Raw genomic sequence first — 12,540 nt, forward strand, 5'->3', positions numbered from 1 at the left:
GCGATGGCGCGATGGACACACCCGTACCCATGCCGAACACGGAAGTTAAGCATCGCAGCGGCGACGATAGTCGGAAACGGCAAAAACAGCACGCTGCCAGTCTGTCCGGTCCCCAAGGGGACTCCTTTTTTTTTGCCTTTTCACAGTTAATGTGAATAGAGCATTAATAATCACTGGCTGGCATGAAACTGAGATCAGTAATCACAGCACCTATGAATAAGAAAACGTATTTCACAGTTAATGTGAAAGAACGAATTATATTCACAGCTTATGTGAATGTAAAAATCCTATTCACACAATATGTGAACAGAAAATATAACTCACATATACTGTGAACTATATAACACTAATCACAGTATATGTGCATAAAAAAGAACTCGCGTGCGAGTTCTTTTAATTTAAGCTTTTTCACTATTAATTAATTTCCATACAATAACCGCAAATAATGCGCCAGCTAATGGAGCTAAGATAAATACCCATACCTGACTGATTGCAGCAGTTTTGCCAGTTGCTAGTGAATAAACAACAGCTGGTGATAATGAACGAGCAGGGTTTACGGAAGTACCTGTGAAGAAAATACCAATCATATGTACTGCAGTTAACGCACCACCGATGATAAATCCACCATTTGCGTTATACTCATCTTTTACTGTTGATGCAAGTACGACAAATACAAAAATAAAAGTTAAAACAACTTCTGTGATGATTGCTCCTGATAACGCTAAGTTAAGAGCCGATTCAGCACCATATCCATTTTGTCCCAATCCAATGGATGAAATAGTAACTGAAGGAATATTTTTGATCATCGCAAATAAGACACCTGTTCCTGCAAAAGCACCAATAACCTGTGCTAAGATGTAACAAGGTAAGTCTTTTAATTCCAATCTTCCATCAAAGTACATCGCTAAAGAAACAGCAGGATTCACATGACCGCCTGAGATTCTTCCAATTGTGTAGTATACAACTACAATGGATAATCCAAACGCAAGTGAAATTCCAATAATGCTTGAAAGTCCTCCTTTAGCTCCTCCAAATAGTATCGCAGCACCTGTGCCGATGAATACTAGAAAAAAGGTTCCTAAACATTCTGAAACATACTTATTTAAGTTTTTCATACTTAAACCTCCTTCATTTTGAAATTTTACATTTTGAATCGATTTTTGTCAATGAATCCACAATATGATATACTATTTATATTATGGGGAAAGGAATTTTATTATGAAAAAGTTTAAAGAATTTAGATGTGTTATTGAGATGAGTGTCCTTGTTGGTATATTAGTACTTATTTCTTTTTACCTAGGAGTCAAGGGGTCATACTCACAGATGACAATGGGGTTCATCATTGGAGCTTTAGGAATGTTTGGCATATTCATGAGCTATAATGTTGAATTGAGAGAAGATGAAATCAGTTATTATAAGTGGTTTGGTATTGCCATGTGGACTAAGACAATCTCTTACAATAATATCGCCAAATTCCGTGCTGTAGATAAGCATAAGGTTGAGATTGTATTAAGAGACAAGACACAGAATAATGGAAAGAATATTTATACTTACGTCATGAACAGTGAAGATTTCATGCGTGCTGCAAAAGCTATGCGCGATAAGTATAGAACTGATAAGAAGAAAAACAAAAAACATAGATAATATTTTCAGGATGGGGAAACTCCCCATCCTTTTTCTTCGTTTTGATATAATTTATTCGAGGTGAAATATATGGATATGGCATTATCGCTTGCTTCTCAGATTGGTGCGATGTTTATTATGATTGCAGTAGGATTCATTATGATCAAGAAGGAAATATGTACATTAAAGGACTGTAATCTTTTTTCAATGATCGTACTTTATGTGTGTGGACCTTGTGCTATCATTAAATCTTTTCAGCTTGAGTTGACTCAGGATAAAGTTAATGGCTTTCTATTGGCAGTTGTTGCTTCCATAGGCATACATGTTCTCTATATCGTAATGACAGAGCTTTTAAGTAAAGTATTTCATTTCTGCAATGTAGAAAAAGCATCTTTGATCTATTCTAATGCTGGCAATCTGATTATTCCTCTTGTTACTTTAACTATGAGTGAAAAAATGGTTTTCTATTGTAGTGCTTATATGATGGTACAGATTGCCTTGGTATGGACACATTGTCTTTCACTTATAAAAAATGAAAAGAGTTTTGTTTTTAAGAAGATTATCGGTAATATAAACATTCTCGCTATTATCTTGGGAATGAGTCTATTCTTATTGAATATTAAGCTACCTGTGCCAATAAGTAGTGCCATGTCTAGTATGGGAGCCATGATGGGACCTCTTTCTATGTTTGTAGTAGGAATGTTATTAAGTAAAGTGTCATGGAAAGATGTTTTTGCCAACATCAGAGCATATCTTATTGTTTTAATAAGGCTGATTATTTTACCACTTATGGTTCTTGCACTGTTCTTAGTGTTAAGACTACATACCTTATTGCCACAAGGAAAAGACATCTTAATGATTGTACTATTGGCTGCAGCTGCACCAAGTGCATCCACAGTGACACAGTTCGCACAGCTTTATCATAATAAGCCATTTGAAGCATCTATTATTAATGCGCTCTCTATTCTTTTGTGTATCTTAACCATGCCAACAATCATTCTGATCTATCTTTATTTCGCATAAAAAACCTTTTATTTCTTTTTGCTTTGTGTTATTATGTAAAAAAATCGAGGTGATACTTATGAAATTAGAAAAAATCAATACAAAACTTTATAATGGAAATAAGCATCACCATCATCATGCAATGACATAGGGTTATATCGTTACGATACAGCCCATTTTCGCATACTTGGCTGTATCTAATGATTCAAGAAGCGGGTCATTAGGACCTGCTTTTTTTATAGGAGGAGTTTATGGAAGAATTTAAATACCTTATACCAGAAGAAAGTGGCATTGTCGTTTCGATGGATGTTGAGAAATTAAGAGAAGTCGAAGGCAATTTAAGAGATGTGTTTACTAGACATCAATATAAAGAATTAATCTTGCCAATGTTTGAATATGTAGATCTATTTAAGACTACAAGACACCAGAAAGAAGAAAGTATGTTCCAGTTTATGAATAGAGATGGTAAACGTATTGCATTAAGAGCAGACTTTACTGTTCCTATCGCTAGACTTTATCATAATGAAAATACTGATGAAGTAAGACGTTATTGTTACTTTGGAGAAGTATTTAGAATGCAGGAACGTCATAAGGGAAGAAGTTCTGAACTTTATCAGGCAGGAATTGAATTGATTGGTAAGCCTGGTGAAGAGGGGGATCAGGAATGTCTTTCTTTAATTGAAGAAACTATGGATGTTATTAATATGAAAGATCTTAAGCTTGAATTAGGAAATGCCTCATTCTATTTAAGACTTATGGAACTTGTACAAGATGAAGAACTATCTGAAATTCTTGAGAAGAAAGCTATTTCTGAAATGAAGAGATTTGTAGAAGAAAAGGACTTGGATGAAGATTTAAAAGAAATGTTAATTAATCTTCCTTCTTCTTTTGGTAGTATTGATGACTTAAAAGCATTTAAGGTGAAAGTAAAAGATAAACAGCTGTTAGATGCGATTACTTCATTAGAAGAACTTTATCTTTCATGTGATAAGAAAGAAGATGTGATGTTTGATTTATGTATGGTACCAAATCAGTCGTACTATACTGGTGTAATGATGAAAGTTTATTCAAGATACAGTGAATATCCTATTCTTTCAGGGGGAAGATATGATCGCTTAATGAATAATTTTGATACTTATTCACCAGCGATTGGTTTTTCTTACCATATCAACACATTATTGAATGCTTATGAGAAAGAAGGGGAAACTAATGATTAAGATTGCGATCACTAAGGGACGTATCGAGAAACAGGTTGTTAAGATGTTATCGAAGCAGGGATTCGATATGGATCCTATTATCAATAAAGATAGAGAATTACTTATAGAGACGAAGGATGGCATCCAGATGATATTTGCGAAAGCAAATGATGTCCTTACCTTTCTTGAACATGGCATCGTAGATGTTGGGTTTGTTGGAAAAGATACGTTGATGGAAGCGGACTTTGATGATTATTATGAATTAATGGATTTAGATATCGGGAAGTGCTATTTTGCGGTAGCAGCTTATCCTGAATATAGAACTAAGACTTTCCATAGAAGAAAACGTATTTCTTCTAAGTATACTAAAGTTGCAAAATCTTATTTTGCATCTAAAAAGGAAGATGTAGAAATTATCAAGTTAGAAGGTTCAGTAGAACTTGGACCAGTTGTAGGATTATCTGATGCAATTGTAGATATCGTTGAAACAGGATCTACACTTAAAGCTAATGGTCTAGAAGTTATTGAGAAGATTGCAGATATTTCTACACGTATGATTGTCAACAAGGTTTCTTTGAAATATAAGAAAGAAGAGATTTTTAAGTTGATGGAAGCATTAAAGAAGGGGGCTTAAGAGGTATGCTGAAGATTGTGAAATATAATGGAGAATACAAGGAATTAGAAGAAAAGCTCCATACCCGTAAAGAAGATATCTCACAGGAAGTTGAGCAGGCCGTTGCAAAGATTGTAAAGGATGTTAAAGGAAACGGTGATCAGGCTATTACAAAGTACTGTGCTCAATTTGATGGTTATCATATTCAAAGCAGAAATGATCTTATCGTAACAGAAAAAGAAAAAGAAGAAGCACTTGAAAGAGTGGGAGAAGATTTTGTTCGTATTTTAGAGCGTACAAAAGAACAGCTTACTGAATATCATAAGCATCAGGTAGAAAACTCTTGGAGTCTTTATAAGAAAGATGGCGTTATTATGGGATCCATCGTGAGAGGGATTGAAACAGTTGCATTATATGTTCCAGGAGGAACTGCAGCCTATCCTTCAACAGTTATGATGAATGCTATTCCAGCACAGTTGGCAGGAGTAGAGAATATGTATATTATCACACCAGTAAAAGGTGATGGTAAGGTTGCTGATGTAATCTTAGCAGCAGCTCATGTAGCTGGAATCAAGACAATCTATAAGGTCGGAGGCGCACAAGGGGTTGCTGGGGCAGCTTATGGAACAGCTTCTATCCCTAAGGCAGATAAGATTGTCGGCCCTGGAAATATTTTTGTAGCTACAGCTAAGAAACAGTGCTATGGCGTTGTGGATATTGATATGGTTGCTGGTCCTTCAGAAATCTTGATCATCGCAGATGAAAAAGCAAATCCACGCTATATTGCCGCAGACTTAATGAGTCAGGCTGAACATGATAAATTAGCAAGTGCCACTTTAATTACGACTTCAGAAGCTTTAGCAAAAGAAGTGGACGTAGAATTAAAGAAACAGATTGTCACTTTACCTAGACGAGAAATTATTGAAGAATCACTTACAAATTATGGTGGAGCAGTAATCGTAGATGATATCAAAACAGCCTTTGATGTATCTAATGCATTAGCTCCTGAACATCTTGAAGTTCTTGTAGACCATCCAGTAGACATGTTGCCATATATCAAGAATGCAGGATCAATTTTCTTAGGAGAATATACTCCAGAACCATTAGGTGATTATATGTCAGGTACAAACCATGTCTTGCCTACAGGAGGAACTGCTAAGTTCTATTCTGCTTTAGGTGTATATGATTTTGTTAAACATTCTGCATTCTCTTATTATCCAAAACAGGTTTTGGAAACATTTAAGGATGACGTACAGAAATTTGCACATCTTGAAGGATTGGATGCTCATGCTAATAGCGTGAGAGTAAGATTCGAGGAGGATTTATGAGAGAGTATAGTATCAATAGAGAAACAAAAGAAACTAAGATTCAATTAAGTTTGAATCTTGATGGGAAAGGTGATGCCAATATTGATACCGGTGTAGGATTTTTAGATCACATGCTGACATTATTGGCATTCCATGCACGAATGGATCTTTCTCTTAAATGTGAAGGTGATCTTCAGGTAGATTCACATCATACTGTTGAAGATATTGGCATTGCCTTAGGAATAGCACTTAAGAATGCTTTAGGTGAAAAAAGAGGAATCGTACGCTATGGCAGCTTTACGATTCCGATGGATGAAGCACTTGTTACTGTAGATCTTGATTTAAGTGGAAGAAGCTATCTTGTCTATAATGCTGAATTGCCAACAGCAGTGCTTGGCAATTATGAAACAGAAATGACAGAAGAGTTCTTTAGAGCCTTTGCTTATAATTCATTGATGACTTTACATATCAATGAACATTATGGACGTAATACACACCATATTATTGAAGCGATGTTCAAGGCAACAGGAAGAGCATTAAGAAAAGCTGTTTCTATTGATGAAGAGTTTAAAGATGAAGTCTCTTCTAGCAAGGGGGTTCTTTAATGATTGCAGTTATTGATTATAATGTAGGGAACCTTGCTTCAGTCTCTAATGCTTTTAAAAGACAAGGAATGGAGACAGTTGTAACAAGGGATCCTGAATTGATATTGAAAGCCCAGGGAATTGTTCTTCCTGGTGTAGGTACTTTTCCAGTAGCGATGAGTCATTTAGAAGAATATGGCCTCATTGATGTTCTTTCACAGGCGAAAGAGAAGAATATTCCCATTATGGGAATATGTCTTGGCATGCAGGTTCTTTTCAAGAAGGGCTATGAAGTTGAAGAATGCAATGGATTAGGTTTTCTAGAAGGATCGGTACAGAAATTACAGGTTAATGCCAAGATTCCTCATATGGGATGGAATGAGCTGATTTTTAATCAGAACCATCCGCTTCTTTCACATATTAAAGAGAAAGATTACGTTTATTTTGTACATTCATTTGGGGCTGTTTGCCCAGATGAAGAACTGATCTGTTATGTAGAATACGGCGGATCAAAAATTCCTGCTCTTGTAGGTAAAGGAAATGTATGGGGATGTCAATTCCATCCAGAAAAGAGTGGAGAAGTTGGGAAGAAGATATTAAAAGCATTTAAGGAGCTGATAGAAGATGTTAGTGATACCAGCAATTGATTTAAAAGATGGAGAAGCCGTTCGTCTTTATAAAGGTGATTATGAACAAAAGACAGTATATTCATATCATCCACATAAATTAGCAAAAGAATTTGAGAAGATGGGGGCTAAATATCTTCATCTTGTAGACTTAGATGGTGCAAAAGATGCTGCTGCAAAGAATCAGGAAGTTATCAAGAAGATTCGTGAAACTGTTTCTATGCCTATCGAATTAGGAGGAGGAATCCGTAATATTGAAACAGTGGATTACTATTTAAGTGAAGTAGGTATTGATCGTGTCATTCTTGGTACCGCCGCATTAAAAGATCCTCAGTTTGTAAAAGAGTGTCTTAAAAAATATGATGCCAGTCGTATTGTCGTAGGAGTGGATGTCAAGGATGGCTATGTTTCTACTTCAGGATGGCTAGAAACATCTGATATCTATTATCTTGATTTTATTCATCAGCTAGAAGAAATCGGTGTGAAAACGATTGTCTGTACAGATATTTCTAAGGATGGTACTTTAAAAGGTCCTTCATTTGATTTATATGAAACAATCAAGAATAATTCTAATATGGATTTTGTTGTATCAGGTGGGGTTAAGGATAATGAAGATATCCTTGAAGCTTCTAGAAGAGGATATTATGCCTGCATTGTCGGAAAAGCATTCTATGAAGGCACTGTTAATCTCGGTGAGGTGATTGCACATGTTGGCTAAACGTATTATTCCTTGTCTTGATATTAAAGATGGAAAAGTAGTAAAAGGTGTCAACTTTGTTGGTCTAAAGGATGTAGGAGACCCTGTTGAATTAGCTAAAGAATACGATCGTCAGTCGGCTGACGAAGTCGTATTCTTGGATATCACTGCAACATATGAAGATCGAGGCATTATCAGAGACTTGATTGAACGAGCAGCTTCTGAGCTGTCTATTCCTTTATGTGTAGGTGGAGGTATTCGTACAATCGAAGATTTCCGTATGATTTTATCGAGTGGAGCAGATAAGGTCTCTGTCAACTCTGCAGCTATTAAGAATCCACAGCTTATAAAAGAAGCTGCTGATGAATTTGGCGTGCAGTGTGTTGTCGTTGCGATCGATGCAAAAAAACGTGAAGATGACACAGGATATGATGTCTATGTGGCTGGGGGAAGAGTCAATACCGGTGTAGATTTAATTGAATGGGTCAAGAAATGTGAAGAACTCGGTGCGGGAGAAATTCTGCTTACAAGCATGGATGCAGATGGTACAAGAGATGGCTTTGATATTGATATGTTAAAAGCTGTTATGAATGTTGTCAGCATTCCTGTCATTGCCAGCGGGGGATGCGGCGGTAAGGAAGATATGGCAAAAGTCTTTAAAGAAACAAACTGTGATGCAGCACTAGCTGCAAGCTTGTTCCATTATAAAGAAGCAACAATTGATGAAGTAAAAGATGAATGCGAAAAGTATAGCATTCCAGTAAGGAGAAATCATGAAACCGGACTTTAATAAGATGAATGGATTGATTCCTGCTATCGTGCAGGATGTTAAGACTAAGCAGGTATTGATGCTTGCTTATGTAAATGAAGAAGCATATGACATGATGTTAAAAACACATGAAACATACTTCTATTCAAGAAGCAGACAGGAATTGTGGCATAAAGGAGAAACATCAGGACATTTCCAGCATATTGAAGGAATGTCTCTTGACTGTGATCAGGATACATTGTTAATTTATGTAACACAGACAGGTGCTGCATGTCATACAGGACATTATTCATGTTTCTTTGATGACATTATTCCATATGATAACAGTTCTCTTGCAGATGCCCTTTATGGGACAATCATGGATCGTATTGAACATCCTGTAGAGAAGTCTTATACAAATTATCTTCTAAATGAAGGTGTAGATAAAATCTGCAAGAAGGTTGGAGAAGAAGCTACTGAAACAGTTATTGCTGCTAAAAACGACAGCAAAGAAGATTTAATTGGTGAAATTGGAGACTTATATTATCATGTGATGGTACTTATGGCTAATCGTGGTGTTAAAGTCGAAGATGTTGAAAAACTATTGAAAGAAAGACATAAAATTTCTGGCAATAAGAAAGTTTTCCATACTAGAGGAGAATACTAAAGGATCTGATGCAATGCATCAGATTTTTTATGCCATATGGTAGCAAGGGATGTTTGGTGATAGATTTATATCATTTTATATAGTAAAATGATAAAGTATTATGTAGTAAGGGGGAAAACATATGAATAAAAATAGAGTGATGATCTGTGATGATGATCCAGTTATTCATAGTACAATCAAAGAGATGTTAAGCGAGTATGATGATGTCTTTGAATTTGTATCTGTTTATGATGGAGAATCACTTCTCCAATATAAAGAAATGTTCTCCATCTTACTTTTAGATATAGATATGGGTGTTCTTGATGGAATAGAAACAGCCAAGAGACTAAAAAACAATGGCATTGAACCATTGATCATAATGATTTCAAGTAAACGTGAACGATTCAAGGAAGCCTTTATGATAGGGGCTAGCCGTTTTGTCACTAAACCTATTGATAAAGATGAACTTGTAGAAGCTATTCAGTATGCCAAGAGTCAGATTATTGGCTATACAACACATGTGGTTTCTAAGAAGGGAAGAAAATATAAGATCTTTGAGAAAGATATCGAGTATATAAAAGCTGTAAAGGACTATGTAGAAATTGTCTGTAAACAAGAGACTTACGATTGTAACTGTCCTCTTAAAAAGATGGAAGAAACTCTGGATAAAGAACTATTTATGAGCTGTCATCGTAGTTATGTGGTAAACATCAGCAAAATAAGAGATCTACAGGATGATTGTATCATCACGATATCAGGAAAAGAGATTCCTATTTCTAGAAGAAAGAAGAAGGGAATGATGAAGGCTATCATGAACTTTGAGTTAAGAGGAAAAATATAACTATGAAAATCGCATTAAAATTCCTGCTTACATTATTAGAATATTTTGTATTGTTTAGGATGATCTATAAGAAGGAATATCGTCAGATTAAGTGGTCAAAGATCATTGAAGTGATTGTAATATTGGTTATCGTGATCGCATTATTCTATGATCCTTATTATTCTTCAATATCTGCAACGCTCGTAGCTCTTATTTTTATGCGGCTGATATTCGATATGGAAAGAAGAGAAACTATTGTTTCTTTAATTTATTCTGTACTCATTGTCTCATTGCTTGAAAATACAGTCATATTTGGAGTGGATTATATCATCGGAGCAACATTTATTAATAATGATTTAATTACCTTATGTGTCATTATTTTTGCGGAAATGCTTTTAGGACTCTCCGGTGTACGTATTCCTCAGGATTTCCATGAAATGCCAACAAAAGTACTGGTTCTTACAACCATTGTCTCAGTAGGATTAATTGTAGCCTATAGCTACTATACATTCTTGCTTTCTGATTTATTGAATCATGAAGATTTCATCAGAGGATTTGTAGTGACTACTGCCGCTGGTGTGACCATCATGATGTGTCTGGCAATACTGTTAGCAACTTTTAGAGAAATTGAAAGTGAGAAGTTTAAGAACAGTTTGTTAGATACTTATAATCATCAACAAAAAGATTATTTTGATCAGCTTTTATTAAAAGAGCAGGATACCCGTCAGTTTAGACATGATCTTATCTCTGAACTTTTGGTTATGAAGAATTATCTTAATAATCATGAATATGATCAATTACGTGTATTCATTGATCAGATGACATCAGAAATAAACGCTATTTCTACACGTAATTATGATGTAGGAAATGATATTGTTAACACGATATTAAACTACTACTTCTTACCGTTAACAGATAATCATCAAATAAAGATTAAAGGGTTCTTATCCGATGATCTATCCATTGAAGAACTAGATCTTACAGTTCTAGTCTCCAATATGATCAAGAATGCAGCTGAATCATTAAAGAAGCAGGAACATGGCCATGTGGAAGTTAACTTCATTGAAGAAAATCTGTTTATTTATATTGTCATGAAGAACAGCTGTGTTGAAGATGATTGTCATATGACTACCAGCAAGAATAAAAGACATCATGGATTTGGTTTAAAGAACATTGAGAAGATTGTAAAAAAATATGATGGTGTCTATAGTTTTGATGTAAAAGAAGGGGAATTTATCACCGATGTACGCTTAAGAAACCGTTCGTCTATAAAATAGACCGTTCGTCGACTTTTAATACGACTTTTTTATCCCTGATGCTACAATGAAATAGGATAAAGGAGGACGTATTTATGGTTTATACTTTGCTTAGAGAAATTTGGCGTTTAATCTATGGTAAAAGATAATCTATAATTAAATTCTTTTTTATATTTTTATTTGTTACCCTTGCCTGATTAGAAATAATCAGGCCCCTTTTTTTGTCAGCTGATGACCACTAAGAGAAAAAAAAGACCACTCATCTAATAATCATAGAGAAATCTTTCACTTGCAATTATAGTGTAATTAGCAAAGTAGGAAGGGGAATGTGTGGAATGAATATACTTATAATAAAAGGGAGTCCAAGAAAAAATGGCATGGACGATTATTTTCTTGGTCAGGTAACAGAGTATTTAAAAGATAAAGATTGTACTGTAGATATATTTGATCAGTCCCACGCACAAATATCACGCTATGATGCGGATATGGATGCCTGTGAAAAAGGCCCTTCTCTTTTTGAACAGAAACTGATGAAGGCCGACGGCATCATTCTGCTTTGCCCTGTTTATTTAAAACAAATGCCAGGAGCACTTAAAATAGAATTTGATAATGTATCATATAGAATGCATGAATTTCCATTGATCAGAAAGAAAGTCATTATTTTCAATTATGCTTCCACTCATGGTGCTAAGGAGCTTTCAGAATACTTCTGTGAACTCTTTAAATCATTTGGAGCAGAAGTTATTGGCAGTCATGAGCATTATACAATGAGCAGTGATATTGATTATGATCTAGATTGTCTATTCTCACAGATTGATACAATGATGAAAAGGATTGAGGATAATGTATGTACATTTACAATCAGACAAGAAAAACTTTTTACATATGTAAAAAGATTGGTTTTAACTGAAATGAAACATAATGTAATAACAAATAAGCAAGAACGCTGGAAAGAGTTTTTGCCTTATGACTCTTTGGCTCAATATATTAAAGAACATGACTTGAAATAATGTCTGGGGGGATAAATAATGATCTTAATATTGATTTTAGTAGCAATTCTCTTTGGATGTATTATTGAAGGAGAAATCAAAAGGAATAAATAGTGTAATTGACGAAAGAAAATGCATCTTTGTGCTATAATGAAATCGGTGATGATTATGGATATATACATCGATTTCAGATTTATAGAAAACAAGGATGCATTTTTTGATACTATCAATGACCTATTGGTATGTGATGTTAATGATCTAGAAGCCTTCTACCATTTACTTCTTCATGTCAAAAATATGAATATTATCTTTCTATATTCTTCTAATATGATCTTTGATGATATGTTCATTAAGCGAATAAAAAAAGCAGATCGTAAAAATAAGAAATTACGTATCATCATTGAAGAGACAGAGAGATGTTATTAGGAGATTA

15 protein-coding genes and 1 rRNA gene are annotated in these 12,540 nt (G+C 34.9%); 15 read left to right on the plus strand and 1 reads right to left on the minus strand.

Going from position 1 to position 12,540, the window contains the following annotated elements:
- A 5S ribosomal RNA gene (gene rrf / locus J6L95_RS06315) occupies positions 1–102 on the plus strand; the annotation flags it as partial.
- A 296-nt stretch (positions 103–398) separates the two neighbouring features.
- Here rrf and J6L95_RS06320 read toward each other — a convergent pair.
- Positions 399–1,115: an MIP/aquaporin family protein gene (locus tag J6L95_RS06320; protein ID WP_029073029.1), complete on the minus strand. Its 717-nt coding sequence runs from the start codon at positions 1,113–1,115 to the stop codon at positions 399–401.
- Positions 1,116–1,218: 103 nt separating this feature from the next.
- On the opposite strand from J6L95_RS06320, the gene J6L95_RS06325 reads away from it, so the two are divergent.
- From J6L95_RS06325 to J6L95_RS06390, 14 genes are all read left to right on the plus strand, one after another.
- Positions 1,219–1,644, plus strand: coding sequence for a hypothetical protein (locus J6L95_RS06325; RefSeq protein WP_029071232.1), 426 nt, complete (start codon positions 1,219–1,221; stop codon positions 1,642–1,644).
- Between the two features lie 69 nt (positions 1,645–1,713).
- Entirely contained in the window at positions 1,714–2,646 is a 933-nt protein-coding gene (locus J6L95_RS06330) for an AEC family transporter (RefSeq protein ID WP_287458515.1), read from the plus strand.
- Between the two features lie 230 nt (positions 2,647–2,876).
- Complete coding sequence (locus tag J6L95_RS06335) at positions 2,877–3,842, plus strand: ATP phosphoribosyltransferase regulatory subunit (RefSeq protein WP_287458516.1); 966 nt, start codon at positions 2,877–2,879, stop codon at positions 3,840–3,842.
- Positions 3,835–4,455, plus strand: coding sequence for an ATP phosphoribosyltransferase (gene hisG, locus J6L95_RS06340; protein WP_029071235.1), 621 nt, complete (start codon positions 3,835–3,837; stop codon positions 4,453–4,455). Before J6L95_RS06335 ends, hisG begins: the two co-directional genes overlap by 8 nt.
- Before the next feature lie 5 nt (positions 4,456–4,460).
- Positions 4,461–5,762, plus strand: a complete 1,302-nt coding sequence (gene hisD / locus J6L95_RS06345) for a histidinol dehydrogenase (RefSeq protein ID WP_287458517.1) — start codon at positions 4,461–4,463, stop codon at positions 5,760–5,762.
- The gene (hisB, locus tag J6L95_RS06350; protein ID WP_029071237.1) at positions 5,759–6,346 is read left to right on the plus strand and encodes an imidazoleglycerol-phosphate dehydratase HisB; all 588 of its coding nucleotides are present in this window, start codon (positions 5,759–5,761) and stop codon (positions 6,344–6,346) included. The genes hisD and hisB overlap by 4 nt, the downstream gene beginning before the upstream one ends.
- Positions 6,346–6,972 (plus strand): imidazole glycerol phosphate synthase subunit HisH, encoded by a 627-nt coding sequence (hisH, locus tag J6L95_RS06355; RefSeq protein WP_287458518.1) that lies wholly within the window; start codon positions 6,346–6,348, stop codon positions 6,970–6,972. Before hisB ends, hisH begins: the two co-directional genes overlap by 1 nt.
- Positions 6,950–7,669 carry a 1-(5-phosphoribosyl)-5-[(5-phosphoribosylamino)methylideneamino]imidazole-4-carboxamide isomerase gene (gene hisA / locus J6L95_RS06360; RefSeq protein ID WP_029073025.1) on the plus strand — a complete coding sequence of 240 codons (720 nt, stop codon included), beginning with the start codon at positions 6,950–6,952 and terminating at the stop codon, positions 7,667–7,669. The genes hisH and hisA overlap by 23 nt, the downstream gene beginning before the upstream one ends.
- Positions 7,659–8,438 (plus strand): imidazole glycerol phosphate synthase subunit HisF, encoded by a 780-nt coding sequence (gene hisF / locus J6L95_RS06365; protein WP_029073024.1) that lies wholly within the window; start codon positions 7,659–7,661, stop codon positions 8,436–8,438. Before hisA ends, hisF begins: the two co-directional genes overlap by 11 nt.
- Positions 8,422–9,063 carry a bifunctional phosphoribosyl-AMP cyclohydrolase/phosphoribosyl-ATP diphosphatase HisIE gene (gene hisIE, locus J6L95_RS06370; RefSeq protein ID WP_029071241.1) on the plus strand — a complete coding sequence of 214 codons (642 nt, stop codon included), beginning with the start codon at positions 8,422–8,424 and terminating at the stop codon, positions 9,061–9,063. The genes hisF and hisIE overlap by 17 nt, the downstream gene beginning before the upstream one ends.
- Positions 9,064–9,184: 121 nt before the next feature.
- Positions 9,185–9,883: a LytR/AlgR family response regulator transcription factor gene (locus tag J6L95_RS06375; RefSeq protein WP_287458519.1), complete on the plus strand. Its 699-nt coding sequence runs from the start codon at positions 9,185–9,187 to the stop codon at positions 9,881–9,883.
- A gap of 2 nt (positions 9,884–9,885) precedes the next feature.
- The gene (locus J6L95_RS06380) at positions 9,886–11,139 is read left to right on the plus strand and encodes a GHKL domain-containing protein (protein ID WP_287458520.1); all 1,254 of its coding nucleotides are present in this window, start codon (positions 9,886–9,888) and stop codon (positions 11,137–11,139) included.
- A gap of 314 nt (positions 11,140–11,453) precedes the next feature.
- The gene (locus J6L95_RS06385; protein ID WP_287458521.1) at positions 11,454–12,128 is read left to right on the plus strand and encodes an NAD(P)H-dependent oxidoreductase; all 675 of its coding nucleotides are present in this window, start codon (positions 11,454–11,456) and stop codon (positions 12,126–12,128) included.
- 147 nt (positions 12,129–12,275) lie between these two features.
- Positions 12,276–12,533 carry a hypothetical protein gene (locus tag J6L95_RS06390; RefSeq protein ID WP_029071245.1) on the plus strand — a complete coding sequence of 86 codons (258 nt, stop codon included), beginning with the start codon at positions 12,276–12,278 and terminating at the stop codon, positions 12,531–12,533.
- Positions 12,534–12,540 lie beyond the last annotated feature (7 nt).

The sequence above is a fragment of the Kandleria sp. genome, from assembly GCF_017934775.1.
GTDB lineage: Bacteria > Bacillota_I > Bacilli_A > Erysipelotrichales > Coprobacillaceae > Kandleria > Kandleria vitulina.